General features: G+C 73.6%; 21 protein-coding genes and 5 pseudogenes. 14 read left to right on the plus strand and 12 right to left on the minus strand.

The features are described from left to right. Window positions 1-39: 39 nt before the first annotated feature. From ENC19_RS00930 to ENC19_RS00960, 7 genes and pseudogenes are all read right to left on the minus strand, one after another. The gene (locus ENC19_RS00930; RefSeq protein ID WP_164445259.1) at window positions 40-450 is read right to left on the minus strand and encodes a glycosyltransferase family 9 protein; all 411 of its coding nucleotides are present in this window, start codon (window positions 448-450) and stop codon (window positions 40-42) included. Then, a pseudogene (locus ENC19_RS00935) lies at window positions 447-1,126 on the minus strand (SDR family oxidoreductase). Before ENC19_RS00935 ends, ENC19_RS00930 begins: the two are co-directional and overlap by 4 nt. 2 nt (window positions 1,127-1,128) lie before the next feature. Beyond that, window positions 1,129-2,555 (minus strand): annotated as a pseudogene (locus ENC19_RS00940) (PfkB family carbohydrate kinase). A gap of 10 nt (window positions 2,556-2,565) precedes the next feature. Beyond that, window positions 2,566-3,255 carry a D-sedoheptulose-7-phosphate isomerase gene (locus tag ENC19_RS00945; protein WP_408058048.1) on the minus strand — a complete coding sequence of 230 codons (690 nt, stop codon included), beginning with the start codon at window positions 3,253-3,255 and terminating at the stop codon, window positions 2,566-2,568. After that, window positions 3,232-4,430 (minus strand): annotated as a pseudogene (locus ENC19_RS00950) (glycosyltransferase); the annotation flags it as partial. The gene ENC19_RS00945 and the pseudogene ENC19_RS00950, both read right to left, overlap by 24 nt. Next, entirely contained in the window at window positions 4,421-5,392 is a 972-nt protein-coding gene (locus ENC19_RS00955; protein ID WP_164445261.1) for a glycosyltransferase, read from the minus strand. The pseudogene ENC19_RS00950 and the gene ENC19_RS00955, both read right to left, overlap by 10 nt. After that, window positions 5,389-7,109: pseudogene (locus ENC19_RS00960) on the minus strand (HAD-IIIA family hydrolase). Before ENC19_RS00960 ends, ENC19_RS00955 begins: the two are co-directional and overlap by 4 nt. Before the next feature lie 229 nt (window positions 7,110-7,338). Here ENC19_RS00960 and ENC19_RS00965 point away from each other — a divergent pair. Continuing rightward, on the plus strand, window positions 7,339-7,776 hold the full coding sequence (locus ENC19_RS00965; protein WP_309246116.1) for an SRPBCC family protein: 438 nt from the start codon (window positions 7,339-7,341) through the stop codon (window positions 7,774-7,776). A gap of 92 nt (window positions 7,777-7,868) precedes the next feature. Next, window positions 7,869-8,636: a polyprenol monophosphomannose synthase gene (locus ENC19_RS00970; protein ID WP_164445263.1), complete on the plus strand. Its 768-nt coding sequence runs from the start codon at window positions 7,869-7,871 to the stop codon at window positions 8,634-8,636. A gap of 18 nt (window positions 8,637-8,654) precedes the next feature. On the opposite strand, the gene ENC19_RS00975 is transcribed toward ENC19_RS00970, so the two are convergent. Then, the gene (locus ENC19_RS00975) at window positions 8,655-10,268 is read right to left on the minus strand and encodes a phytoene desaturase family protein (RefSeq protein ID WP_164445264.1); all 1,614 of its coding nucleotides are present in this window, start codon (window positions 10,266-10,268) and stop codon (window positions 8,655-8,657) included. Between the two features lie 69 nt (window positions 10,269-10,337). Between ENC19_RS00975 and ENC19_RS00980 the strand changes: the two are divergent. Continuing rightward, window positions 10,338-11,770: pseudogene (locus ENC19_RS00980) on the plus strand (aldehyde dehydrogenase family protein). 75 nt (window positions 11,771-11,845) lie between these two features. Here ENC19_RS00980 and ENC19_RS00985 read toward each other — a convergent pair. After that, window positions 11,846-12,247: a ChaB family protein gene (locus ENC19_RS00985; protein ID WP_164445265.1), complete on the minus strand. Its 402-nt coding sequence runs from the start codon at window positions 12,245-12,247 to the stop codon at window positions 11,846-11,848. A 139-nt stretch (window positions 12,248-12,386) separates the two neighbouring features. Between ENC19_RS00985 and ENC19_RS00990 the strand changes: the two genes are divergently transcribed. The 6 genes from ENC19_RS00990 to ENC19_RS01015 all read left to right on the plus strand — a co-directional run bounded on the left by ENC19_RS00990 (window position 12,387) and on the right by ENC19_RS01015 (window position 15,652). Beyond that, on the plus strand, window positions 12,387-13,364 hold the full coding sequence (locus ENC19_RS00990; RefSeq protein WP_164445266.1) for a YihY/virulence factor BrkB family protein: 978 nt from the start codon (window positions 12,387-12,389) through the stop codon (window positions 13,362-13,364). Between the two features lie 45 nt (window positions 13,365-13,409). Further along, window positions 13,410-13,826 carry a DUF2795 domain-containing protein gene (locus ENC19_RS00995; protein ID WP_164445267.1) on the plus strand — a complete coding sequence of 139 codons (417 nt, stop codon included), beginning with the start codon at window positions 13,410-13,412 and terminating at the stop codon, window positions 13,824-13,826. Window positions 13,827-13,874: 48 nt separating this feature from the next. Beyond that, window positions 13,875-14,336 (plus strand): SRPBCC family protein, encoded by a 462-nt coding sequence (locus tag ENC19_RS01000; protein WP_164445268.1) that lies wholly within the window; start codon window positions 13,875-13,877, stop codon window positions 14,334-14,336. A gap of 142 nt (window positions 14,337-14,478) precedes the next feature. Then, window positions 14,479-14,736 carry a hypothetical protein gene (locus ENC19_RS01005; protein WP_099846597.1) on the plus strand — a complete coding sequence of 86 codons (258 nt, stop codon included), beginning with the start codon at window positions 14,479-14,481 and terminating at the stop codon, window positions 14,734-14,736. 98 nt (window positions 14,737-14,834) lie between these two features. Continuing rightward, a complete protein-coding gene (locus ENC19_RS01010) occupies window positions 14,835-15,122 on the plus strand; it encodes a hypothetical protein (protein ID WP_235944347.1) in 288 nt (95 codons plus the stop codon). Between the two features lie 155 nt (window positions 15,123-15,277). Then, window positions 15,278-15,652: a DUF6401 family natural product biosynthesis protein gene (locus ENC19_RS01015; protein WP_164445269.1), complete on the plus strand. Its 375-nt coding sequence runs from the start codon at window positions 15,278-15,280 to the stop codon at window positions 15,650-15,652. A 70-nt stretch (window positions 15,653-15,722) separates the two neighbouring features. On the opposite strand, the gene ENC19_RS01020 is transcribed toward ENC19_RS01015, so the two are convergent. Beyond that, window positions 15,723-16,583, minus strand: a complete 861-nt coding sequence (locus ENC19_RS01020; protein ID WP_164445270.1) for a mechanosensitive ion channel family protein — start codon at window positions 16,581-16,583, stop codon at window positions 15,723-15,725. A 157-nt stretch (window positions 16,584-16,740) separates the two neighbouring features. Between ENC19_RS01020 and ENC19_RS01025 the strand changes: the two genes are divergently transcribed. Together ENC19_RS01025 and ENC19_RS01030 are read left to right on the plus strand one after the other, a co-directional pair. Next, window positions 16,741-18,945, plus strand: a complete 2,205-nt coding sequence (locus ENC19_RS01025) for an ATP-binding SpoIIE family protein phosphatase (protein ID WP_408058036.1) — start codon at window positions 16,741-16,743, stop codon at window positions 18,943-18,945. 126 nt (window positions 18,946-19,071) lie between these two features. Next, window positions 19,072-20,352 carry a cation:proton antiporter gene (locus tag ENC19_RS01030; protein WP_164445271.1) on the plus strand — a complete coding sequence of 427 codons (1,281 nt, stop codon included), beginning with the start codon at window positions 19,072-19,074 and terminating at the stop codon, window positions 20,350-20,352. A gap of 33 nt (window positions 20,353-20,385) precedes the next feature. On the opposite strand, the gene ENC19_RS01035 is transcribed toward ENC19_RS01030, so the two are convergent. Further along, window positions 20,386-21,327 (minus strand): NAD(P)/FAD-dependent oxidoreductase, encoded by a 942-nt coding sequence (locus ENC19_RS01035; RefSeq protein WP_328824145.1) that lies wholly within the window; start codon window positions 21,325-21,327, stop codon window positions 20,386-20,388. 184 nt (window positions 21,328-21,511) lie between these two features. On the opposite strand from ENC19_RS01035, the gene ENC19_RS01040 reads away from it, so the two are divergent. Both ENC19_RS01040 and ENC19_RS01045 read left to right on the plus strand, forming a co-directional pair. After that, on the plus strand, window positions 21,512-22,909 hold the full coding sequence (locus ENC19_RS01040) for a glycoside hydrolase family 6 protein (protein ID WP_164445273.1): 1,398 nt from the start codon (window positions 21,512-21,514) through the stop codon (window positions 22,907-22,909). A 166-nt stretch (window positions 22,910-23,075) separates the two neighbouring features. Next, window positions 23,076-23,663 carry a general stress protein gene (locus ENC19_RS01045; protein ID WP_164445274.1) on the plus strand — a complete coding sequence of 196 codons (588 nt, stop codon included), beginning with the start codon at window positions 23,076-23,078 and terminating at the stop codon, window positions 23,661-23,663. 51 nt (window positions 23,664-23,714) lie between these two features. Here the strand turns inward: ENC19_RS01045 and ENC19_RS01050 are convergent, their stop codons facing one another. After that, complete coding sequence (locus tag ENC19_RS01050; RefSeq protein ID WP_164445275.1) at window positions 23,715-24,236, minus strand: GNAT family N-acetyltransferase; 522 nt, start codon at window positions 24,234-24,236, stop codon at window positions 23,715-23,717. 173 nt (window positions 24,237-24,409) lie between these two features. Between ENC19_RS01050 and ENC19_RS01055 the strand changes: the two genes are divergently transcribed. Then, window positions 24,410-24,904 (plus strand): MarR family winged helix-turn-helix transcriptional regulator, encoded by a 495-nt coding sequence (locus ENC19_RS01055; RefSeq protein ID WP_164445276.1) that lies wholly within the window; start codon window positions 24,410-24,412, stop codon window positions 24,902-24,904. The last annotated feature ends 9 nt before the right edge of the window (window positions 24,905-24,913 follow it).

Below are 24,913 nucleotides of genomic sequence, written 5' to 3' on the forward strand. Positions count from 1 at the left end.
GTGAGCCCGCCTGCCGCGCTCGGACCCAGCCGGCGCAGGTCAGGTATCAGTCGGGTCGGCCGCAATGTCATACTCGCGCAACAGCCGGCACCAGCGCGACACCTCGTGCTCGTCGTCGTCCCACTGCGGCCCGTCGGCGTGCGGCGCCTCGGCGTTGGCGAAGGCGATCAGCCGGCCGGGACGGGCGGCGGCCAGCAGCCGGTGCGACCGCGGACCCCGGCCGTGCAGGTTGACCGCCACCGCCACCCGCCCGGCAGGCCGGGCCAGCCGGTCCAGGCCATCGGTGGGCAACAGCCGGTCCACCCCGCCGACCAACTCGACAAGCGGCCCCAGCCAGGCCGGCGCGGCGAGCACCAGTTGCTGGTCCGGGTACGCCGCCCGCAACGCCCGCACCGCCGGGACCGCCGTGGCCAGGTCACCGACGCCGAGGGCACGCAGCGCCAAAATCACGGGTACGACGTCTCCCGATCGGCGCAGACCACCATCTCGCGGATCGCGCAGCCGGCCGGCTGGGACAGGGCGAACATGACGGCGGCGGCGGTGTCGGCCGGATCGTTGAGGACCGCGTCCGACCCCGGCCGGTACTGCGGATCGCGTTCGTCGAAGAAGGCCGTCCGCATCCCACCCGGGATGAGCAGCGTGACACCGACCGTGCCGGCCAGTTCGGCGGCGAGCGCCCGGGTGAAGCCGACCACCCCGAACTTCGCCGCACAGTACGCCGTCGCGTCGCTTACCGCCTTGATGCCGAGGGTGGAGGCCACCGTCACGACGGTGCCCCGGGAGGCGGTCAGGAACGGTAGCGCGGCCCGGATCACCGCGGCGGTCGCCAGCAGGTCCACGGCGACGATCCGGTCCCAGGTCTCACCGGGCACGTCGGCGAGCCGGCCGGGCACGTCGATGCCGGCGGCGGTGACCACGGCGTCCAGCCCGCCCACGCGCTCGGCCAGCTCGCGGTGGCGGCCTCGGCGCGGCGGCTGTCAGCCAGGTCGCACTCCAGCAGGGACCGGGCCGGCGCCTGCCGATCCAGCACCAGCGGCCGACCACCGGCGGCGGCCACCGCCGCCACCACCGCCGCACCCAGTCCGCTGGAGCCGCCGGTGACCAGCACCGTCCGCCCGCTCCTCACGCTCACCGGGTGGCCTCCGTTCGGGTGGCCGTCGCGGCGATCATCTCGGTGGTGGACCGCCCGTCCAGATAGGGCACCACCACCGTGTGACCGCCCCACCGGCGCAGGATCTCCGCCTCCGGCAGGTCGGCGCCGTCACCGCCGCCGGTCGCGTAGTCCCCGCCCTTGACCCAGACGTCCGGGCGCAGCCAGGACAGCGCCGCCTCCGGTGTCGGCTCATCGAAGATCATTACCGCGTCGACGCAGCTCAACGCGGCCAGCAGCCGACTTCGGTCGTCCTGGCGCATCACCGGCCGGTCCGGTCCCTTGAGGCCGGTGACGCTGGCGTCGGAGTTGAGGCACACGATCAGGCAGTCGCCGAGTTGCCGGGCGGCCTGCAACGTCGCGACGTGGCCGGCGTGCAGCAGGTCGAAGCAGCCACCGGTGGCGACGACCGTCCGCCGGCGGCGCGGACCTGGGCGACCACGGCGGCCGACGCGGCCACCCCGACCCGGTCACCGGCCACCGCAGCGTGCACCGCCTGCGGGGCGCGCCGCACCGGCGCCGGCAGGGCCGTCGCCACCCCACCGTCCGCCACGTACGCCGACGCCTCCGCCACCGCCTCCTGCACCGCCTCGGAGACCAGCGCGCCACGGGCCAGGGCGAGACCGGCGGCCACGGCGAACCGGTCACCCGCGCCGCAGGTGTCCTCTCGGCGGCCACCGGGCCGCGCACCATCAGCGGCGTCGATCCGGCGTGGCTGAGCAGCGCGCCGTCGGCGCCGAGCGTCACCGCGACCGCCCCCGCGCGCCACCGCTGCCGCAGCCGCTGCGCACCCTCGGCGGCGGTGGCCAGCCGGGTGCCGCTGACCGGCGCCTCCATCAGCTCCCGCACCTCCGCCTCGTTCCGGGGTGACCAGGTTCGCCCCGGGTACCGCGGCGGGTCCACGAGGTGCGGGTCCCGGACCAGCGGAGCGCGGATCGGGCCAGGGCCGCCCGCAGCGCCGGCTGCCGTGCCACCGCGCGGCCGTAGTCTTGGCCACCACCACCGATGCCCCGCTCCAGGACGCGTAGCACCGCCTCGCCCGGCTCCGCCAACTCCCCCGCCCCGCCGCCCCGGTCATGGCGTAGCGGCACCCGGCCCCCGGACCGCGCCGATCTTCTCCGGGGTGGCGCCGGCCCAGCCGCAACGGATAGACCTGCACCCCGGCGGCGGCGAGCAGCACGCTCAGCCGGGCCCCGCCGGCATCGTCGGCCAGCGCGGTCACCAGCACCACCTCGGCACCCTGTGCGGCGGCGAAGACGGCGGAGAGTCCGGCACCGCCGGGCCGGTCCACGTGTGCGATCTCGTCGAGCACGGGCACCGGCGAGTCCGGACAGAGCCGGTTGACCACCCCCTCCACATCCCGGTCGAGCAGGGTGTCGCCGACCACCACCACGGGTCCCGTCACGTTCGCCTCCTCACGCCTGCACCGGCCGGACGGTACCGCCGTCCAGCACCACCTCGACACCGGCCCGCACCGGACCGGCCGCCGGCGCCGCCGGGGCCGGCTGATCCCCCATCGCCTGCTCGACGTACTCGCAGAGCAGGTGACTGGAGACCAGGTGCAGCTCCTGGACCACCTGGGTGTCCGGCGAGTCCACCGCGAGCACCTCGTGACACGCCTCGGCGAGCGGGTTCGGCGCCGGCCCGGTGAACGCCCAGCAGCGCAGGCCCGCCTCCCGACCGGCGCGGGCGGCGGTGAGCAGGTTGCCGCTGCCGCCGCTCGTGGACAGCAGCAGCAGCACGTCGTCGGGTCGGCCGTGCGCGCGGACCTGCCGGGCGAGACCTCCTGGTAGCCGTAGTCGTTGCCGATCGCGGTCAACGCCGACGTCTCGGCGCAGCGCGATGGCCGACAGCGGCCGACGGTCGTCGCGCAGCTTGCCGACCAGTTCGGCGGTCAGGTGTTGCGCCTCGGCGGCACTGCCACCGTTGCCGGCGACGAGCAGCCGGCCGCCGTCGGTGAGCCGTCCGGCGGAACCGCGCCCCCACCGGGCGAGCAGCGGCTCGCAGCGGCGGAACGGCGGCAGTGCCGCGGTCGGAGGTGGGCCAGATGCGCGTCGAGCAGACTCATCAGGCCACCACCCGGTCGGTCGACGCACCGCGGCCACCTCGTCGTAGACCTCGGCGAGGCGCTGCGCGGTGACCGTCCGAGTAGTGCCGGCGGGCGCGGGCCCGCGCCGCGCCCGCGTACGCGAACCAGGATCCGGTCGTCGAGCAGCGCCCGCAGCGCCGCACCCAGCGCGCGCGGATCCCGCGCCAGGACCAGGTCCCCGGTCACGTCGACCACCGTGTCCCGCAGGCCGCCGACGGCGGTGGCCACCACCGGCACCCCGCAGGCCATCGCCTCCAGCGGGGTCAACCCGAACAGGGGCTCGTACCAGGGCGCGGCGACCAGGATGTCCGCCGAGCGGTACCAGCGGCCCATCTCCTCCCGGGGCACCGCGCCGACCAGGCGGACCCGGTCGGCGACGCCGCAACTGCCGGCGAGGGCCCGCAGCCGCCGGGCGTACGGGTCGGTCTCCAGCAGGCCGGCCGGCGGACCACCGACCACCACGCACTCGGCCTCGGGTACGTGCGCCATCGCCCGTACCACCGTCTGGAAGCCCTTGCGTTCCACCAGCCGGCCCACGGTGAGGATCCGGGGCCGCCCGGGCTCGCGCTCGGCGGCCGGCCCCAGCGGGGCGAAGGTGGCGAGGTTGACACCGGACGGGATGACGGTCATCGCCGACCGGGGCACCCCCATCCGGACCAGCTCACCGACCTCGTCGCGGCACTGGGCGATGACCCGGTCCACCGAACGGCCCAGCTGACGCTCGTAGCCGATGCGCCGCGCCGGGCTGGTGTCCTGCACGCCCTGGTGACGACGCTTCACCGCGCCGAGCGCGTGGTAGGTCTGCACCACCGGCACCCCGGTCTGCCGGCCGGCCTCCAGCGCGGCCAGCCCACTCATCCAGAAGTGTGCGTGGATCACCTCGGGCACCCAGTCCCCGCCCCGCCACCGGTCGACGAGCCAGGCGCCGAACGGGCGCATGTGCGGCAGCAACGCGTCCTTCGCCAGCGGCTCGGCCGGCCCGGCCGGCACGTGCACCACGTCGTAGCCGTCCGGACTGCGTACCGTCACCGGCAGGTCCACCGCGTCGCGGCGGGTGTAGACCCGCACGTCGTGCCCGGCGGCGGCGAGCGCGGCGGAAAGCTCCGCGACGTGGGTGTTCTGGCCACCGGCGTCCTCGCCGCCCAGGATGGCGAGCGGGCTGGCGTGCTCCGAGATCATCGCTATCCGCATACTTCCTCCTCCAGCAGCCGGTCCCAGTCGGTGAGGAAACGGTCGAGGCCGTACCGTTCGCCGGCGGCGACGCGCGCCACGGCGCCGGCCTCGCGCGCCCGCTGCGGTTCGGCGAGGAGCCGGCTGGCGGCCGCCAGCAGGGTGTCGACCCGGGTGGAGAGGGCACCGGCACCCGGTGGCACCGCCATCACCGCTTCGGTGGTGGCCAGCGCCACCACCGGCATGCCCATCGCCATCGCCTCGATCAGGCTCAACCCCAGCGACGTCCACCGGCACAGGTGCAGGTATGCCCGGCGGCGCGCCAACTCGGCGTGCATCCGGTGCTGCGGCACGTCGTCGTGGCTGGTCAACCGGTCCGCCGGGAGGCCGAGGTGCTCGGCCAGGCCGGCCACCTTCATGCCGAAGACGTCGAGTGGGGCGATCTCGGCGAAGCGCACCAGCAGGTCGGTGCCGGTGACCCGCCAGCGGCGTACCGGTTCGTTGATCACGACGGCCAGCCGGTCCAGTTCCCCGGTCCAGACCGCCGTCGGTGTCACGATTCCGTGGTCGACGACGGTGGTCCGGGTGGTGCCGGTGTCCCAGAACAGCTCGTTGAACGCGGTCACGTGGGCGATGAGCAGGTCGTCCCGGTCGGCCAACGGGTGGCGGCTGTTGGGGACCTGACCGTCCTTCGGTGTGTTGTGCTCCACGTAGATCGCCGGCACGTCCCCGCCGGGCCGGCGGCCGAGCCACTGCTCGGCCAGGTCGATCTCCTCGGGGCGTTGCAGGATCACCACGTCGACGTCCGCGCCGCGCAGCTGCTCCGGGCTCACCTCCGCGGCGCTCTCCGGCCAGGTGTACGTCCGGGCCCGGCCCAGCCCGTACGGCCCCCGGTCCGGGGTGGCCGGGATCAGGTAGCGGTGCTTGCCGTGCACGAAGGAGGTGGTCCAGGAACCGTGCACGTGCCAGAGCAGGATGTTCATCGGCCACTCCCACCGCCGACGGTGACCACCTCGGGTGCCGCCCTGGGCCCGGCCGCGCCGGTTGGCACCCGGTCCGGCGGCACGCCCAGCAGCCGCAACGCGTCGAGCACGTCGCCCGGCTGGATGTCGCTGAGGCAGGGGTGCCCGGGTACCGGACACCGGGCGGCCCGGTGTCGCGGCAGGCGGCGGCGGCGTCGCCGAGGCGTACCGTCGGCACCCGCCACGGTCCCCACTGCCCGAAGGGGACGGTGGGGGCGAAGAGGCTGACCACCGGCACGCCGTAGCCGGCGGCCAGGTGCGCCGGCCCGGTGTTACCGACCACCACCGCGGCGGCCCCGGCCACGATCGCGGCCAGCTCGGCCAGGGCGGTCCGGCCACCGAGGTCCCGGCAGTGCCGGCCGGCGACCCGTGCGGTCAGGTCCCGTTCGGTTGGGCCGCCGGTCACCACCACCCGGTACCCGACGGCGCTCAACTCGGCGGCGATCCGCTCGGCCACCTCGGGCGGGCACCCCGCGCCGGTGCCGCCGACCCGGGATGCAGCACCACGTAACCCGGCGCACCCGCCTCGGGTGGGGGCGGTGGGACCGGGCGCAGCCGCAGGTGCGGTTCGTCGCCCTCGCCGAGCAGGTAACCGGCGGCAGCGGCCAGCGAGAGGGCCCGCTCCGCCTCCGGCACGCCGACCGGCACCCGGTGCCGCACGTCCAGCAGGCTGCCCGGGTAGTCGTCGCTGATCGCCGCGATCCGGGCGACCCCGGCCATCCGCAGCAGCAGGGCCAGGGGCAGCGGCGACTGGTGGAACGAGGTGAAGATGACGGCCTCGTCGGCGGCCACCGCCGCCAGCCGGGTGACCAGAGCCGCCATCTCCTGCGGATCCACCGGCGCGGGAGCCGGGTCGATCCAGGGCAGCCGGTGCTCGATCACCTCGTCGACGCCGGGCAGCAGATCGGCGGCGGCCCGGCCCCGGGGGCCACAGAGCAGCACCACCCGCTGGGCGCCGGCGGCGACCGCCCGGATGCCCGGCCCGGTCACCAGCACGTCACCCGCCGAATCCGACCGCACCACCAGTACGGTGCGGCCGGCGTCCGGCGCCCCGGTGCCGACCGCCGCACACCGTGGCGACGGCCCGGCTTCCCGCCCCCGGCAGCGGCTTCGCCGGGCTCAGTGACGCCTGGCGTCGAAGGATCTCCGCGACGGCCGAGGGCAGGTCGGCGGCCACCCACGGCGCCGCCGCCACCTCCTCGGCCCGGGTCACCGGCGTGGGGACCAGGATGCCGGTCGCACCGGCGGCCAGCGCCGCCGTGACGTCGCGACCGATGTCACCGATCAGGGCACAGCGGGTCGGCACGGTGCCCAGGGCCCGGGCCGCGGCGTGCACCAGACCCGGCCGTGGCTTGCGGCACGCGCAGCCGTCCCCGTCGTCGTGGGGACACACCTGCCAGCAGTCGAACGGGCCGAGCAGGGCCTCGATCCGACGGTGCACCCGGTGCAGCTGCCGCTCGGTGAACAGACCCCGGGCCAACCCGGACTGGTTGGTCACCACGGCGAGCTTCAGTCCGGCCGCGCGCAGCCGGTCCAGCGCAACGCGGGCCCCGGGCACCGGACGCACCTTGTCCGGATCCGAGTTGTACGGCACGTCTTCGACCAGGGTGCCGTCGCGGTCCAGCAGCACCGCGTCGAAGAGCACCGGGCCGGACACGGACCCACCGGGCTCGGCCAGCGGCTCCGCTGACCTGCGCTGATCCGGCTCCCCACGGTCCTGTCGCACGGGCGGCGGGTTCCCTGCGCCCCGGTGAGTAAACGTCACCCGCGACGCGGCTGGGGCGACCGCGCACCGGCGGCACCGGCACTGCCGCCCGCGGTTGGCCTTACCCGCAGTCCCGGAGAAGCTAACCCGGCGGCCTCGTTACCCGAGGCCGCCGGCGGGGTACCGAGCAGCGGTGGCGGTCGTGGAGAAAGTGATCGAGGCACCGGTCCGACAGGTGTGGGCGGTACTCGCGGACGGATGGACCTACAGCGACTGGGTGGTGGGCACCGCCCACATGCGCGACGTCGACCAGGACTGGCCCCGGGTGGGCACCCGGCTGCACCACCGCGCCGGTCCCTGGCCGTTCTCCCTGGAGGACTGCTCGACGGTGCTGGCCTGTGAGCCGGAACGCAAACTCGTGCTCCGCGTCCAACTCTGGCCGGCCGGGGAGGCGGTGGTGACCTTCACCCTGGAGCCCCTCGGCACGGCGCAGACCCGGGTGCTGCTCGCCGAGGACTTCGCCGCCGGGCCACTGCGTTGGATCCGCACCAAAATCAACGATCTGGTGCTGCATCTGCGCAACGAGGAGACCCTGGACCGGCTCTCCGACATCGCCGAACGGGAGAAGACACCGGCCTGATCGCGGGCACGACGCCGGGAGCCATTTCACCCCGGAAGGGACAAGTGGCTACGCTCACGGGGAACCCTGTCCGCATACCGAGGATGTCCCCCATGATCGAACCCGTCCAGTTGCCCTCGCCGTGGCGGGACGTGCGCCTGACCGTCGTGGTCCCGACCTACAACGAGGCGGGCAACGTGCCGGTGCTTGTCGAGCGTCTCCTCGCGTTGCCACTTCCCGGTTTGCAGGTGCTGGTCGCCGACGACAACTCCCCCGACGGCACCGGTGAGGTCGCGGACAAGCTCGCCATCGAGCATCCGGAGCGGGTGCAGGTCGTGCACCGGCCGGGCAAGGAGGGTCTGGGCCGGGCGTACGTGGACGGGATCGGCCGGGCCCTCGACGGCGGCGCCGAGTACGTGGCTCAGATGGACGCCGACCTGTCCCACCCACCCGAGGCGTTGCCGGGCATGCTGGGCGCGCTGCTGTCCACTCAGGCCGGCGTGGTCATCGGGTCACGCTACGTCCCCGGCGGCGAGCTGGACGAGAACTGGCCGCTGTACCGTCGGGCGCTCAGCGGCTGGGCGAACCTGTACGTGCACACGCTGCTGCGGGTCCGCATCCGCGACCTCACCGCCGGTTTCAAGATCTGGCGGGCCGACGCGCTGCGCGACATCGGGTTGGAGCGGGTGCAGTCCAACGGTTACAGCTTCCAGGTCGAGATGCACTACCTGGCCACCAAGCTGGGGCACACCATCCTGGAGGTGCCGATCCGGTTCGAGGAGCGGCGCGACGGCACCTCGAAGATGACCACCGCCACCAAGATCGAGAGTGCGCTGATGCCGTTCAAGCTGCGTACCCGGCACCGCAACATCGAGCCCTGACCTGCCGGGCCCGGTGGGTCACTCGTAGACGGCACGGTGCGCGGTGGCGATCGCCCGGTGGTACACCCCACCGGTGAGGGCACGGTCCCGGGCCAGCGCGGCGCGGGCGGCGTTCGCACCGGGGGCGCCGTGCACTCCCCCGCCGGGATGCGCCGACGCGCTGGCCAGGAAGAGCCGATCCACCGGAGTGTCGGCGCGGCCGAGCCCGGGTACCGGCCGCAGGAACAGCTGCTGGTACGGGGCAGCGGTGCCGCCGCCGAGCGCACCGCCGACCAGGCTCGGGTCGGCGGCCTCCAACTCGGCCGGCCCGGCCACGTGCCGGCCCACCACCAGACCGCGGAAGCCGGGCGCGGCGGCTTCCAGCACCGTCTCCATCCGCTCGACGTGGGACATGATGTCGTCGGCCCGCCAGTGCCGGCGGAACGGCAGGTGGGTGTACGACCAGAGCGACTCGGTGCCCGGCGGCGAGTGACTCGGGTCCGCCACCGACATCTGCCCCACCAGCAGGAACGGATCCGGTGGCAGCTCACCCATGGCCAGCCGGGCGGCGTAACCGGTCAACCCGTTGAGGTCCGCCCCCAGGTGCACCGTGCCGACGGTGGCCAGGCGACGGTTCGTCCAGGGCACCGGAGCGGACAGCGCCCAGTCCACCTTCAGCGTGGAGCCGTCCCACCGGAAGTGTTCCAGGTCGGCCACCAGTCGCGGGGGCAGCAGGGCCGGGCCGACCAGGTCCAGGTACAGGGCGGGCGCGGGCACGTCGGCGAGCACCGCCCGACGAGCCCGCCAGTTGGCCCCACCGACGGTGCGGACACCCACCGCCCGGCCCCGGGCGACCAGCACCCGGTCCACCCGGGCACCGTAGAGAATCCGGCCGCCCCGCTCGGTCAACCGGGCCACCAACGCGTCGGTGATCTTTTGTGCGCCGCCCTCCGGAACCGGCCAGCCGACCTGCTGGCCGAGCATGGCGAGCAGCCAGCCGTAGACGCCGGAGCCGGCCTCCTCCGTGGACAGGTCGGTGTGCAGGGCGCAGCCGGCGAGCAACGCCGGCCCGCCGGCGCCGGCGAACAGTTCCTCGCCGAGCCGGTTCACCGGCAGCACCAGCCGCCGGGCCAGCCGCAGCGCGCCGCCGACCCGTAGCCGGCGTAGCAGGCCGAGGCCGCCGCGGACCGGCGGGAACGGCGTGGTGATCAGCTCCAGCATCGGTTCGGCGACCTGCCGCCACTGCGCGTACGCGCTCAGCCAGCGCTCGCCGTCGCCGGGGGCGAAGGTCTCCAGCGAGGCCGCCGTGACCGCGGGGTCACGGTTGAGCACGGCGGCCCGGTCGTCGGGGAACAGGTGGGCCAGCACGTCGGGGGCGTGCCGCCAGGTGAGCCCGTACCGGGTCAGGTCGAGCCCGCGCAGAACCGGCGAGGCGTAGCCGAGCGGGTAGAACGAGCTGAACAGGTCGTTGAGGTAACCGGGTGCGGTCACCTCGGCCGAGCGGACCGCCCCGCCGGGTGCCCCGGTCGCCTCCAGCACCAGCACGTCCCAACCCGCGTCCGCCAGCAGGTTGGCGGCGACCAGACCGTTGTGTCCGGCACCGACGATGACGGCGTCGGCCCGCTCGGCACCGAGGGAACCTGGCGAAGTCATCCGAGGACGCTACCCCGGGCCCATCGGACGAAACGTTTGCCACGGCCGGGCCCGGGCATGCAGCGCGCCATGTACACGGTCACGCAGCTCATCGGTGGGGTGTGGGGTGCCGGCGGCGAGGCCGGCGAGTTGACGGTGCACGATCCGGCTGACGGCCGCCCGGTGACCAGCGCCCCGGTCGCCACGGCCGACGAGGTCGACAAGGCGGTGGCGGCGGCGCGGGGGTGGCGGCCGAGTGGGCGGCGACCTCCCCGGCGGAGCGGGCCGCGGCGCTGCACCGGATCGCCGACGCGGTCGCCGAGGCCGCCGACGACCTGGCCCAGGCGACGACCGCGGAGATGGGCAAGCCGCTCGCGGACGCCCGGGGCGGTGTCGAGGCGGGCATCGCCACCCTGCGGCAGTACGCCGAACTCGCACCGGCCCGAGGCGGTCGTACCCTGCACGGCGATCCCGCCGCGATCGACTTCATGACGCCGCAGCCGCGTGGGGTGGTGGCTGCCATCACGCCGTGGAACGACCCGGTCGCCGTGTCCTGCGGGCTGCTCGGAGCGGCCCTGGTCACCGGTAACGTGGTGCTGCACAAGCCCAGCGAGCGCACCCCGGCGACCGGGTGGCTGCTGGCCCGGGCGTTCGACACCGCCCTGCCGGCAGGGGTGCTGTCGCTGCTCAGCGGTGGCCCGACCACCGGCGCGGCGTTGGCCGCCGCCGAGGTGGACATGGTGGCGCACGTGGGGTCCAGCGCCACCGGCCGGGCGATCGCCACGGCCGCGGCCGGCACCGGTGCCAAGGTCCTGCTGGAGAACGGCGGCAGCGACCCGCTGATCGTCGACGCCGACGTCGACCCGAGCTGGGCCGCCGGTGAGGCCGCCCTGGGTGCGTTCGCCAACGCGGGTCAGATCTGCGTCGCGGTGGAGCGGATCTACGCCCACCGCGACGTCGCCGAGGACTTCGTCGCCGCGCTCGTCGAGCGGGCCGCCGCGCTGCGCGTCGGACCGGGGCGGGATCCGCGGACCCAGCTCGGTCCGCTCGTCGACCGGCGCCATCGCGATCAGGTGCACGGGCAGGTGATCGCGGCGGTGGCCGACGGTGCCCGGCTGCGCGTCGGCGGAACCCTGCCGGAGGGGCCGGGTGCCTTCTATCCGGCGACGGTGATCGACCGTTGCCGGCACGACCTGGCGTTGATCCGGGAGGAGACGTTCGGCCCGGTGGCGCCCGTCGTGGTGGTGGACTCGTTCTCCGAGGCGCTGCGGTGCGCGGCCGACTCACCGTACGGGTTGGCGGCGACCGTGCTGACCGGGTCGATGAGTCACGCCCAGCGGGCCTGGCGGGAGCTGCCGGTGGGGACCGTGAAGGTCAACTCGGTGTTCGGTGGCGCGCCGGCCGGCGCCGCCCACCCGCGCCGGGCCAGTGGTCAGGGCTTCGGCTACGGGCCGGAACTGCTCGACGAGTTCACCGCCACCAAGGCGGTGCACATCCAGGCGCCCGGCGGCGGTCACTGGTGAGCCGGCGCACGGGCGTGCCGACGGGGCCCGGCCGGAGGCGTACGCCGGTCCCGGGCCCCGTCGACGGCGGCGGGCTCAGTCGCCGCGGGCCTTGCGGGTCTGTCGGTCGTTGGCCTTCTGGATGGCCTTGACCAGTTCCGGCTTGGTCATGGTCGACCGTCCCGACACGTCCAGTTCGCGGGCCACCCCCAGGAGATGCTCCTTGGTGGCGTTCGCGTCCACCCCACCGGCGGTCGGTGCCCGTCGGGCCGGGCCGCCGCCGGCGGCCTGCCGGTCGCTGGGGCCCTTGCGGCCCTTCGGCTCCCAGTGGTCACCGACCTTCTCGAACTCGTGCTTGACGGCGGCGAACGCGGTGCGGTGGGCCCGCTCGCCCTCGCCGTAGGTCTCGACCGCGGAATCGTGTGTCTTCTCCCAGGTGCGCTGGGCCTTCTCCGGGGAGCGCCGCAGCGTGCTGGGCAGTACCTCGCGCCCGGGCATCTCGATCCTCCTCCGTGTGCGAGCGATTCGAATTGGCGTACCCCGGTGAGGCGGCGGCAAACGCCGGCAGGGTTTGCCGCCGGACCACGTCGGGTACCGCCGGGGCCATCCACGTGCCGGCAGCGCCCAGGGAGCGGTGATGACGACGACGAACCCCGACGCCCCGTCGACCGATCCGCCGGTGCCGGGCCTGCCGGGAATCCGCCAGCTCCGCTGGTCGACCTGGCGTGGCGTGCTGGTCCGGGCCGGGCGCAACTACCTGCGGGACAACTGCACGGACTGGGCTGCGGCCCTCACCTACTACGGGGTGCTGGCGTTGTTCCCCTCCACCGTCGTGGTGGTGGCCCTGGTCGGTCTGGTCTCCGACGGTGAACGCACCGTCGACACGGTGCTCGATCTGGCCCGCGAGATGGGCGCCGGCTCGGTGGTGGCGAACGAGAGCTTCGTCGGCGTGGTCCGCGAGGTGGTGGACCAGAACAGTTCCGCCGGCGTGTTGCTCAGCTTCGGTCTGCTCGGTGCGCTCTGGTCGGCCTCGAACTTCATCGCCTCTTTCACCCGGGCCTCGAACGCGATCTACGGCGTGGTCGAGGGACGGCCCGTGTGGCGGCTGCGCCCGACCCAGATCGGGCTCGCCGCCGTGTCGTTGGTGCTGCTCGCCATCGTGGCCGCCGGTCTGATCGTCAGCGGCCCGGTCGCCGACGCGGTCGGCGACCTGGTGGGTGCCGGCGGCGCCGCCCGCACCGCCTGGGCGATGGCCAAGTGGCCGGCCTTGGCGTTGATCGGCATGCTGTTGATGTCCCTGCTGTTCTGGGTCGCGCCGAACGTGCGGCAGCCCCGCTTCCGTTGGCTCACCCTGGGCGGTGTGGTGGCCCTGACCAGCTGGGCAGTCGGCTCCTTCGGCTTCGGGTTGTACGTGGCCAACTTCGGCTCGTACAACACGACCTACGGCAGCCTCGGGGCGGTGATCGCGTTCCTGGTCTGGCTCTACCTGTCCAACTCCGCGCTGATGCTCGGTGTCCAGATCAACGCCGAACTTCAGCGGGGACGGCGGCTGCAGTCCGGCCGCGAGGACACCGACGAGCCGGTGCTGCCGCCGCGGTCGCCGGCCGGTGCGTGACCGCGCATCGGTTTACCCCCCGCCCTCTCGGGTAGCGCAGAAGGCATGGATCGCGGCAGCAGCAAGCACTCACCGAGGGTCGACGAGCAGATGAGCCAGGAGGTCAGCGGCCTCGTGCAGGGGCCGGGGACGGGCGGCTCGCGGGTCGACGAGTTCCGCGTCCCGGAGCCCGCGGGAGAGGACCAGCCGGAGCCGACCACGGCGCCGGCCGGCGACCTGCGCAGCGGCGCTCCCCAGGGCATGACCTCCGAGGATGTCGAGGCCCGCAGCCGGCTGGGACGGTTCATCACGATGAACGCCCTGCCCGGGGACCGGGCCGCACTGCTCGCCAACGCGCGGGAGAACGAGGCCCCCGACGACGTACTGGCCGCGTTGGAGCGCCTGCCCGAGAGCACCCGGTACCAGACGGTGTCCGAGGTGTGGGCGGCGCTCGGCCACACCAACGAGACGACGCGCTGGTAGGTGGACCGACCGGTCCGCACGCCTCACCAAGTGCAGGGAAGGATTCTGATGAGTGGTGTAACGGAGCATGTCGACGTGGCCGTCCCGGTCCGGACGGCGTACGACCAGTGGACCCAGTTCGAGGAGTTTCCGCAGTTCATGGAGGGTGTGCAGGAGATTCGCCAGCTCTCCGACACGATGACCCACTGGACGGTCGAGATCGCCGGGGTCAAGCGGGAGTTCGACGCCGAGATCACCGAGCAGCTGCCCGACGAGCGGGTGGCGTGGCGGTCGACCGGCGGCACCCAGCACTCCGGGGTGGTCACCTTCCACCGGCTGGACGAGAACACCAGCCGGGTCTCCCTCCAGCTGGAGTTCGACCCGCACGGGGTCATCGAGAAGACCGGCGACAAGCTCGGCGTGGTCGACCGTCGGGCCAAGGGCGACCTGCAGCGCTTCAAGACGTTCATCGAGCGACGCGGTCAGGAGACCGGAGCGTGGCGCGGGCAGGTCGACCGTCCGCAGCCCTGATCCCCGCGATGACACCCACGACGGCCGCCGGGCGTACCCGGCGGCCGTCGCCGCTTGATCGGGTCCGCTGCCGTACCGAGGCAGGGTCACGCCCGGTCTGCGGTGTCGTTTGCGACGACGGGGCGGGGGTACCGCGATGGGCATGACCGACGACAGGGCGTGGCGCAACGAGGAACGACTTCCCCTTGAGGAGCTGGACCGGGCCGTCGCCCGATCCACCCTCGATGGGCAGGCCGACGACGTGACCGGTAACGACGCCGGGGAGGAAGCGGCCTTCGGACACGGCCCCGAGGCGGCCGACCGGGGCGGTGAGGTGCCCGGCACGGGCCGTGAGCCCACCGACCCGGACCGCGCGTACCGCCCGTCCACCACCGGGCGCACCGGCCCGGACACCCTCTGACACACCACCTACGGGGTATGTTCCGGGCGCCGGCGGTGGGTCCGGGGCGTACCCGCAGGGTCCGGCCCGGCAGCCCGACGGCCTCAGCCGAACGGTCGATGAATTCGGACAGCTCCGGCAGAATCGGCCGTTCGGCTGACGGCAACGGCCGTGCCGCGCGCAAGACTTTCGGAATGCATCAGGGCTCCGGCTTCCTCTCCACTCGTCAGCGCCGCCTGGCATGGCTCGGCTTCCTCCTCGCCGCCGCGCAGGCACCCGTCTCGGCCCGGCTGGTCGACGACAGCTCGTGGCTGTTCAGCCTCTGCGTCGCGCTGATGGTGGCAACCGTGATCATCGCCGACGACGCCGCGCGTCGCCGCCCGGCGGACGCGCCTTCCGCCGAGTAGGCCGTTTGCTGCCGGTCGTGGCGTGGCGTCCGGTTCCCGCCGTCCGCCGCGCCCGACTCGATCCCCTCGGACATCCGGCGGACACCACCCGGTGCTGCCGGTACCGTCCGAGCGGCCGAGGTCACGGCCCCGCCGGTTGGCTACATTCGTTCCCCATGCGCGTGTCGTCGAACCGGGTCGTCTCCCCCACCGCCGTCGACCGGGCGCGGTCCAGTCTGGTCACCCTCGCCAACGCCGTGGGGCTCGACGGACTCGCCGCGGCCGCCGCCCGGCCGGGGTTGCTCGCCGCCGTCGACCAGCACGCCGCCGCGGTGCGCGACAGTCTGCACGGGGACCGGCGGCCGTTGACCGCCGCCGCCCTCGCCGGCTACGCCGACGGCATGTGCGCCGCCGCCGAGGAGCACGGCTGGCAGCCGGCCGGCGCCCCGATCGACTGGGCGGAGGCGGACTGGGTGACGGTGCGCCTGCTCGCCGTCTGCGCGCTGACGGCCGCGCTGGACACGCCGGCCGCGCAGCCGCCACCGCTGTGACGTGCGGACGGGTGTCCGCCGTACGGCGGACACCCGTCTCAACGCGACCGGCAACGCGAGTACCCGACCGTCACGGACGGAACTGCTGGGTCTCGTCGCCGCTGTTGCCGGACTGGTAGGTGCCCCGGCCGCCGGCCATCGAGGACTCCGATCCCCGCGAGGCCGGCTGGGCGGCACCGCTCCGGTCGGCCATCTGCCGCTGCATGTCACCGCGGCCGGCCTCGGCACCCTGCCGCTGCTCACGGATCGCCCGCGATTCCTCGGCCGCCCGGGTGAGCCAGCCCTCCCAACGGTTCTGCATCGGCCGCACCAGACCGCCACCGACACCGATGATCAGGATGCCGGCCACCGTGGCGAGCACCGCGATCAGCACGGGCTGGGTCACGGTGGTGGCGATGCCCACCTGGTTGAGCGCCGCGATGACACCCAGGGCGAGGATGAAGATCGCTGTCACGTCGGCCAGGAAACGGCCGTACGACAGCCCGCCGAGCGCCCCGGTGACGAGGTCCCGCACCGCGTTGGCGATCGCGGCGGCCACCACCACGATGACGATCGCGACGAACGCCCGGGGCAGCCAGGCCACCACGCCCGCGATCAGATCACTGATCGCGTTCGGCCCCCAGACGCCGAAGGCGAACTGAAGGGTGAACAGCAGCACCGCGTAGTACGCGAGCCGCGCCAGGATGTCGCTGGCGTCGTACCGCGTCCGCTCCAGCGCACGCTTGATACCGCCCCGTTCGACCCACCGGTCGAACCCCACCCGTTCCAGTACCGTGTCCACGATTTTGAGCACGGCTCTGGCGATGAGCCATCCGACCACGAGGATCGCGATGAACGCGATGGCCCGGGGCACGAACAGCAGCACCGACCTCCACATGTCGGCCGCGGCGTCACCGATGTCGACCTGCCTGACCGCGAGGGTTTCCGGCATGATGTCCCTCCTGTCGCATGGATTGCCCGGCGCGCTTACCCCTTCCCCCGGCCAGCACGCCGCCGCGGTCACCCCCTTTTTCTGGACAGATCGCACCGGAGCGGCTCTGACCTGCACTGACGTCCCGGTCCGGCGCGCCCAGCCGATGATCGGGAACGTGGGTCGAGCGGGCCGACTAGGCTGCGCTCATGCCAGGAACGGTCGGGCGAGTACCCACGCCATCAGGCCCTCTGCCGGGCACGGCGGTGCCGGGCACGGCGGTGCCGGGCACGGCGGTGCCGGGCACGGCGGTGCCGGGCACGGCGGCCGTCGCCGGCCACCCCGCTGGGGTGACACCGCGCTCGGCCCGTACGAGTCGTGGGATCCCGCCGTCCGCGCGACCGTCGAGGTGGTGCTCGCCTCCCCGGCTCCGATGGCGCTGCACCTCGGCGCGGACCTGCTGCTGCTGTACAACGACGCGTACGCCGACCTGATCGGCGACCGACATCCGGACGCCATCGGTCGACCCCCCACCGAGGTCTTCGCCGAGGTCTGGCAGCGCCCCGGTGTCGGTGACGTCGTCGAGCAGACCTACCGCACCGGGGTTCCCGTCCTGGACCGGGAGATCCCACTCCCGCTGCACTCCGCCTCCGTCGCGCTCGACCAACCCGTCTACACGCGCGCGTGCTCACCCGTGCGGGACAGCCACGGCCGGGTCGTCGGCGTGCTGTCCGTGGTGGCCGAGACCAGCCCGGCGACCCGGCAGTTGCAGGGTCTCAGCGATTTCGCCGCGGCGCTGTCCGGCACGCTCACCCTGGACGACGTGGCCCGCGTCGCGCTGCGTTACGCGATCACCTCGTTCGACGCCGACCGCGTCTCCTTCGCGGTGGACGACGGGGGTGGCGGCACCGGGTGGCGGATGGTCCGGCGGGTCCGGGGCGAGTTGGTGGACGAGGCGGACGAGCGGCTGCCCCCACTGTGGCGACGCGGCCCCGCCGGCTGGTCGGCACCGGTGGTGGTCAGTGCCCGCACCGGCCAGGCCAGCTTCATCGACGACGGCCAGCCGCTGCACGAGATCGCGGCCGACCGGCACGACCAGAAGATCCGCGCCCTGGCGGCCGTACCGCTGCGAGCGTCGGTGGTTCGGGGAGCGCTGACCGTCGGCTACCGGTCGCCGCATCCGTGGTCGGCCGCGGAGCGGGCGCTGCTGGCGGCCTCGGCCGAGCTGGTCGGCCAGGCCACCGAGCGGGCCCGCCGCTTCGAGACCCAGCACGGCACCGCCCAACTGCTGCAACGGAGCATGCTGCCGGAGAACCTGCCGGTCCTGCCCCAGCTACGGATCGCCGCGCGCTACGACCCGGGGGTGGACGGCAACGCCGCCGGCGGTGACTTCTACGACGCGTTCGTACTACCCACCGGCGACCTGGGGGTGGTCCTCGGCGACGTCGCCGGCCACGACGTGCAGGCCGCCGCCCGGATGGGGCAGGTGCGGGCCGCGCTGCGGGCGCTGGCGCTCAACGATCCGCGCCCGGACCAGGTGCTCGCCGGACTCGATCGGCTGGTGGGCAGCCTGGGTGCCGAGGCCGGCACGTACGAGCTCTTCGTCACCGTGACGTTCGGCGTCATCGACGTCGGCCGCAAGGAGCTGACCCTGGCCAGTGCCGGTCACCCCGCGCCACTGGTACGTCGCTGTTCGCCGACGGGTGAGCCGAGGGCCGAGTACGTCGACGTGCCCTCCGGCGCTCCGCTGGGGGTCGGTTACCGGACGGCGACGCGTACCGTCGCGTTCGTTCCCGGTGACACGCTGCTGCTGTTCAGCGACGGTGTGGTGGAACGACGCCGGCACGGCCTGTCGGACGGCCTGGCCCGCCTGGCGGAGTCGGTGGCCGGTGCGCCCAGTGGCGACCCGAGGGCGTTGTGCGCGGTGGCCTCCGCGGCCGTGCCCGGCGCGACCGAGGACGACGTGGCCGTGCTCGCCGTCGAGTACGCGGTGCGGCCGAGCCGTTCGGCGCGGATGGAGGTGCCCGCCGAGCCGACCGCACCGAGCCGGGTGCGGCACTGGATGACCGCCCAGCTGACCGAGTGGGAGGTCGCGGAGTCGGTGATCGGCGCGGCGGTGCTGTGCACCAGCGAGCTGACCACCAACGCGCTGCTGCACGCCGGCACGGCGGCCCGGGTGGAGGTCGACCTCAGCCCCGAGCGGCTGCTCGTCTCGGTGGCCGACTCGGGCTCCCGGGGCACGGTGACCCGGGCCCGCACGGAGACCCTGAGCAGCCGGGGGCGCGGACTGGGGTTGATCGAGGAACTGAGCGACGCCTGGGGCACCGATCCCACCGTCCGCGGCTCGACGGTCTGGTTCGAGATCCTGCTGCCACCCGCCTGAAGCGCCGGACCGTGGGCTGCCGCACACCGTCGGTCCACGACGGATTTTCCGGATTACCGGAACGTCGGCCGGGGCACGTTGTGCGCCACCTGTCCGCGTGCCGCGGGCGTGGCGAGAGGCGGTCCGGTGGAGACGATCGACGTTGCGTTCGCGGTGCTCGGTGTGGCGGCCCTGCTCGCCGGCATCCTGCCACGGTTGCTGGAGCGGCGCCCGCTGTCCATGCCGCTGGCGTTCCTCGGCCTCGGAATGCTGATCTACCTGCTGCCCACCGGTCTGCCCGTGCCGGATCCCCTCACGTACAAGGATCTCGCCACCCATCTCACCGAGCTCTGCGTGATCGTCGCGCTGATGGGTGCCGGCCTGAAGATCGACCGGCCGTTGAGCTGGGCGCGTTGGTCCTCGACGTGGCGGCTGCTGGCCGTGGCCATGCCGCTGTGCATCGCCGCCGTCGCCCTGCTCGGCTGGTGGTGGGCGGGTCTGGTGCCGGCCAGCGCGTTGCTGCTCGCCTCGGCACTGGCTCCCACCGATCCGGTGCTCGCCAGTGACGTCCAGGTCGGCGAGCCCAACGCTGATGAGGATGCCGAGGACGAGGTCCGGTTCGCGCTCACCTCGGAGGCCGGGCTGAACGACGGTCTGGCCTTCCCCTTCGTCTACGCGGCGATCGCGATCGCGGGCGCCGGTCTCGCCCCCGGCGATTGGCTGGTCCGCTGGATCACGCTCGATGTGCTCTACAAGGTCGGGGTGGGGTTGATCGGTGGGCTCGTGATCGGCTGGCTGCTCGGGAAACTCTTCTTCCGGGCACCCAGCGAGCTGCGGCTGGCCCGGCACGCGGAGGGGTTCCTGGCGCTGGCCGCCACCTTCCTGGCGTACGGGCTGGTGGAGGTGGCCGGCGGCTACGGCTTCCTGGCGGTCTTCGTGGCTGCCCGCGCGATCCGGGCGGCCGAGCGCAACCACAAGTACCACGCGGTGCTGCACGACTTCGCCGAGCAGGTGGAACGGCTGCTCACCGTGCTGATGCTGCTCCTGCTGGGCGGTGCGGTGATCAGCGGGCTGCTGGCCGCGTTGACCTGGCCCGCCGCACTTGTCGGTCTGGCCCTGGTGTTCCTGGTCCGACCGCTTGTCGGTTGGCTGGCGCTGCGCGGCGCACCCGGACGACCCGCGGAGCATCTGGTGATCGCGGCCTTCGGCATCCGGGGCATCGGCTCGTTCTACTACCTGGCGTACGCCACCACCAAGGCGGACTTCCCGCAGACCGAGCTGATCTGGGCCACCGTCGCCCTGGTGGTGATCGTCTCGGTGGTGGTGCACGGGGTCGCGGCGACGCCGGTCATGCGGATGCTCGACGCGTCGGGCAAGCGCACCGCGACGGCGTCCCCGCCGGAGCCTTCACCCGCCGTCGCCGCCTGAGCTGCCCGCCGGACGACGCGGGCAGCCGGAGCGTCAGACCAGTCGGCGGGCCAGGGCGCGGCCGAGGTCGCGGCCGGAGCGCCAGGCGGTCTGCACCCGGGGTCTGCCGAACGCGTCCCCGGCCAGTCCGATGCCGTCGTCGTCGAGGTGGAAGCCGGTGGCCGGGCCACCGTCGTCGGCCGGTTTGGCGTACGTCCACCGGTGCACGTGCACGAACTCCGCCCGGTCGGGCAGGGCGAGCAGGTCGCGTACGGCCGCCTCGATCTGCGGCGCGGCCGCGGTGGGCTGGGCCAGGTGTCCGGCGGCGAACCCCTCGGTGGTGTGCGCGACCAGGACCGCGGCGCCGTCACCGCGCCGGTCGCCGTCGTCGCAGACCAGGCTGAGCAGTGGATGATCGTTGACGAAGGCACCACCGAAGTCGGTCCACCGCCGGCACGGAAAACGCAGCATCGCCGCCAGGGTGGGCGACCACCGCTGCCGTCCCACGGCGTCGGTGGCCGGGACGAGTTCCGGGTCGAGCAGCAGCGCGGCCTGCGGCCCGGGCATCGCCAGCACCACCGCCGCGCATTCCTCGCCGTCCACCGTCGGTCCCGGGCCGACACTGAGCACCAGCCGGTTCACCACCACGGGCAGGTCCCGGGCGAGTTGTTCCACGAGCGAGCGCAGCCCACGCGGTGCCGACCACCGCATCGGTCCGGGAGCCGCGCGACGGCCGCCACCGTCGTACGCCGCGAAGGTGTCGGTCCACTCGCGGGCCAGGCCGGCCGCCTGCCAGCCGCGTACCACCTCGGCGAACTCAGGGTCGCTGACGGTGAAGTAGGCGGCGCCGAGGTCGGCGGGGCGGCCGTCGAAGCGCCGGCTGGCCATCCGGCCGCCGACCACCCGTCCTCGTTCCCGGATGTGCACCGGTACCCCGGCGTCGCGCAGTTCCCGGGCGCAGGCCACACCGGCGATGCCGGCACCGATCACCACCACACCCGACGGTTCACCACGCATCCCGTGATCGTAGGACGGTCGTCCGTCGCGGCTCGACGCCCGCCGGAACGGTAGTCGGTCGTTTGTTCCGGAAACTCTTCACAGGCCGGCAATAAGCCCGTACCTTGTCGGACATGTGGGAGCGCTTCCACGCACTTTCTTCGATGGGTACGAGGAGCAGACCATGAGAACCCGAAGCACATTCGCTCTGGTCGGCGTCGTGGCGACGGCACTGACCGTGGCCGGCAGCGTCGGCGTGGGCGCGCTGCGCCCCGCGCCCGCCGCGGCCGCCGACTCCGCCTTCTACGTCGACCCGCAGACCAGCGCCGCCCGCTGGGTGGCGGCCAACCCGAACGACTCGAAGGCCGCCGTGATCCGGGACCGGATCGCCAGCGTGCCGCAACCCCGGTGGTACACCACCACCAACACCTCGACCGTACGCGCCGAGGTGGACTCCTTCGTCGGCGCCGCGGCCGCCGCCGGCAAGATCCCGATCCTGGTGGTCTACAACATCCCCAACCGCGACTGCAGCAACCACAGCGCGGGTGGCGCCCCGAACCACACCGCCTACCGGCAGTGGGTGGACCAGGTCGCCGCCGGCCTCGGTGGCCGTCCGGCCAGCATCATCCTGGAGCCGGACGTGCTCCCCATCATGAGCAGCTGCATGAACGAGAGCCAGCAGGCCGAGGTGCGGGCCTCGATGGCGTACGCCGGCAAGGCGCTCAAGCGGGGCTCGTCCGCGGCCAAGGTCTACTTCGACATCGGCCACGGTGGCTGGCTCTCCGCCGGTGAGGCCGCCGCCCGGCTGAACGCCGCCGACGTCTCCAACAGCGCCGACGGCATCTCGGTGAACGTGTCGAACTACCGCCGCACCGCCGACGAGGTGTCGTACGCCAAGCAGATCATCGCGGCCACCGGCAACTCCCGGCTGAAGGCGGTCGTCGACACCAGCCGCAACGGCAACGGTCCGACCGGCTCCGAGTGGTGCGACCCGCCGGGGCGGGCGATCGGCACCCCGAGCACCACCAACACCGGCGACTCCGCGATCGACGCGTTCCTCTGGGTGAAGCTGCCGGGCGAGGCGGACGGCTGCATCGCGGCGGCGGGTCAGTTCGTGCCGCAGCGGGCGTACGACCTGGCCATCGCCGCCGGTCCGGTACCGACCACGGCCCCGCCGACCACCACTCCGCCCACCAGCACCCCGCCCACCTCCACCCCGCCGACGTTCACCCCGCCCACCACGATCCCGCCGACCACCAACCCGCCCGGCGGTGGCTGCTCGGTGACGTTCACCCCGAACACGTGGACCGGTGGCTTCACCGCCGAGATCCGGGTGACCAACCGCGGCGCGGCACTGAACGGCTGGAACCTGACGTTCAACGTCGCCTCCGGGGTACGGCTGAGCAACGGCTGGAACGGTGAGTGGAGCCAGTCCGGCAACCAGATCACGGTCCGCAACGCCCCCTGGAACGGCAGCCTGCCCAGCGGCGGCACGCTCAGTGTCGGTCTCCAGGGCACCTACAGCGGCAGCAGCCTGGCCGCGCCGACCGGTTACACGCTGAACGGCACCGCCTGCGCCTGATCGCCCGACCCGTCCCGTGGCCCCCGGCACCGCCCGTACGGCGGTGCCGGGGGCCGACCCTGTGCCGCCCGGGCAGCAGGTCCCGCGGGCCCGCGAGCCCGACGCCACCGAGGCGTTACCGCTGTGCCGACGTGGGGTAGGCGACTGGTGACGAAGGAGGAGACCCATGACCACACAGTCGAACCCCTCGGCCTGGCAGCCGGGTGTGACCGGCGGCGGCACCCTCCCGTCGGGCCCCGGCGGCCGTCCCGCCGCACCCAGTGGCGACGGCCACGGACCACCGACCGGCCCGCCGACCGTGACGATCGGCGCGTTCGAGGACTATCCGAGCGCCCAGCGAGTGGTGGACCACCTCGCCGACAACCGGTTCCCGGTGGAACGCACCGCCATCGTCGGCACCGACCTGACCCTGGTGGAGACCGTGCTGGGTCGGCTGACCACCGCCCGCGCGGCGCTGGTCGGCGCGGGGACGGGGGCCTGGTTCGGTCTGTTCATCGGCCTGCTGTTCGGCATCTTCACCGTCGGCAACTGGGTGGCGGTGATCCTCGCCGGCCTCGTCATCGGTGCGATCTGGGGCGCCGTCTTCGGTGCCGTGGCACATGCGATGACGGGCGGGCAGCGCGACTTCACCTCCGCCAGTTCCCTGCGGGCCAACAGGTACGCGGTCACGGTGGAGGCCGACGTGGCCGACCAGGCCCGGCAATTGCTCGGCCGGCTGAACCTGGGTGGACGCGCGCCGCAGACGGCGGGCTGACTCCGTCCGAAACCACCGACCGGGCGGTCCCGCTGTGGGTGGGCCGCCCGGTCAGTCGGTGGCGAGGCGGGCGTGCAGGTGCTCGTCGTAGCGGCGCCCGTCGCCGTAGCGGTGCGACTGCCGCAGCGTGCCCTCGGCCGCGAAGCCGGCCCGCTCGGCGACCCGGCAGGACGCCGGGTTGGCCACCGCGTGGCACAGCTCGATCCGCTCCAGCCCGAGGTCGGCGAAGGCCCACCCGCTGAGCAGCACGACCGCCGCCGTGGCCACCCCGCGACCACGGGCGGCCGCGACCGTCCAGTACCCGATCGAGGCGTCACCGGCGTGGATGCGGTGCAGCGACACCGAACCGAGCAGGATCTCCGGATCGGCCGGATCGGCCGCCGCCAGCGACACATGACCTCCGCCCGACCAGTCGGCCCGCCACCGTAACCAGCGCAGCGCGGCGTCGAGATCGAGCGGGTCGCCCTGCGGGTTCCACTGCGCGATCGCCGGATCTCGCCAGGCATCCAGAACGGCGGGTGCGTCCGTGTCCCGCCAGGGGCGCAGCAGCAGGCCGGGAGCGGTCAGTTCCACGGCCGCAGAGTCTCACACCACCCGCGCCGAGCGCGCACCGGATATCTCCTCGGCGGCCCGCCCAGCAAACTCCTTCAAAGCTTCACCATCAACTCTGAGCACTCCCATCTGCACCGCAGCCACCAATACGGCGGCTCCTTGTTCAAATTTTGAATAGGTGCTACCTTGGCGACGTGACCGAGAGCCTGGACCGCGACCGCCTGACCGCCTGGCGGACCTACATCGAGGCCAGTCAGCGGTTGTTCACCCGACTTGAGGACGACCTGCGGGCCGCCAGCGGGCTCAGCTTCGCCGACTACCACGTGCTGGTGCTGCTCTCCGAGGTTCCCGGGCACCGACTGCGGATGGGCGAGCTGGCCGACCGCCTGGTCTTCTCACCCAGCCGGCTGACCTATCAGGTCTCCTCCATGCAACGACGGGGCCTGGTCGCCCGCCAGCCCTGCCCGCGGGACGGGCGGGGCAGCGAGGCGGTGCTGACCGCCGCCGGGCTGCTGGCGCTGCGGGAGGCCGCACCGCACCACCTGCGCTCCGTACGCACCCACCTGATGGACGACCTCGACGACACCGAGGTCGCCGCCCTGACCAGGATCTTCACCCGGGTCGGCCGACGACTGCGGGTGGCCGACGGCAGCGACGCCACCCTCGCCACCACCCCCGGCGACAACTGAAGGAGCCCC

Origin of the sequence: Verrucosispora sioxanthis, assembly GCF_010560025.1 — a bacterium.
Lineage (GTDB): Bacteria > Actinomycetota > Actinomycetes > Mycobacteriales > Micromonosporaceae > Micromonospora > Micromonospora palythoicola.

Coding starts and splice junctions, on each gene's coding strand:
- ENC19_RS00995 (WP_164445267.1), top strand. CDS start 13,410: ATGGATCGCGGCAGCAGCAAGCACTCACCGAGGGTCGACGAGCAGATG.
- ENC19_RS01000 (WP_164445268.1), top strand. CDS start 13,875: ATGAGTGGTGTAACGGAGCATGTCGACGTGGCCGTCCCGGTCCGGACG.
- ENC19_RS01010 (WP_235944347.1), top strand. CDS start 14,835: ATGAATTCGGACAGCTCCGGCAGAATCGGCCGTTCGGCTGACGGCAAC.
- ENC19_RS01015 (WP_164445269.1), top strand. CDS start 15,278: ATGCGCGTGTCGTCGAACCGGGTCGTCTCCCCCACCGCCGTCGACCGG.
- ENC19_RS00955 (WP_164445261.1), bottom strand. CDS start 5,392: ATGAACATCCTGCTCTGGCACGTGCACGGTTCCTGGACCACCTCCTTC.
- ENC19_RS01040 (WP_164445273.1), top strand. CDS start 21,512: ATGAGAACCCGAAGCACATTCGCTCTGGTCGGCGTCGTGGCGACGGCA.
- ENC19_RS00985 (WP_164445265.1), bottom strand. CDS start 12,247: ATGCCCGGGCGCGAGGTACTGCCCAGCACGCTGCGGCGCTCCCCGGAG.
- ENC19_RS00975 (WP_164445264.1), bottom strand. CDS start 10,268: ATGACTTCGCCAGGTTCCCTCGGTGCCGAGCGGGCCGACGCCGTCATC.
- ENC19_RS01005 (WP_099846597.1), top strand. CDS start 14,479: ATGACCGACGACAGGGCGTGGCGCAACGAGGAACGACTTCCCCTTGAG.
- ENC19_RS01020 (WP_164445270.1), bottom strand. CDS start 16,583: ATGCCGGAAACCCTCGCGGTCAGGCAGGTCGACATCGGTGACGCCGCG.
- ENC19_RS00990 (WP_164445266.1), top strand. CDS start 12,387: ATGACGACGACGAACCCCGACGCCCCGTCGACCGATCCGCCGGTGCCG.
- ENC19_RS00970 (WP_164445263.1), top strand. CDS start 7,869: ATGATCGAACCCGTCCAGTTGCCCTCGCCGTGGCGGGACGTGCGCCTG.
- ENC19_RS01045 (WP_164445274.1), top strand. CDS start 23,076: ATGACCACACAGTCGAACCCCTCGGCCTGGCAGCCGGGTGTGACCGGC.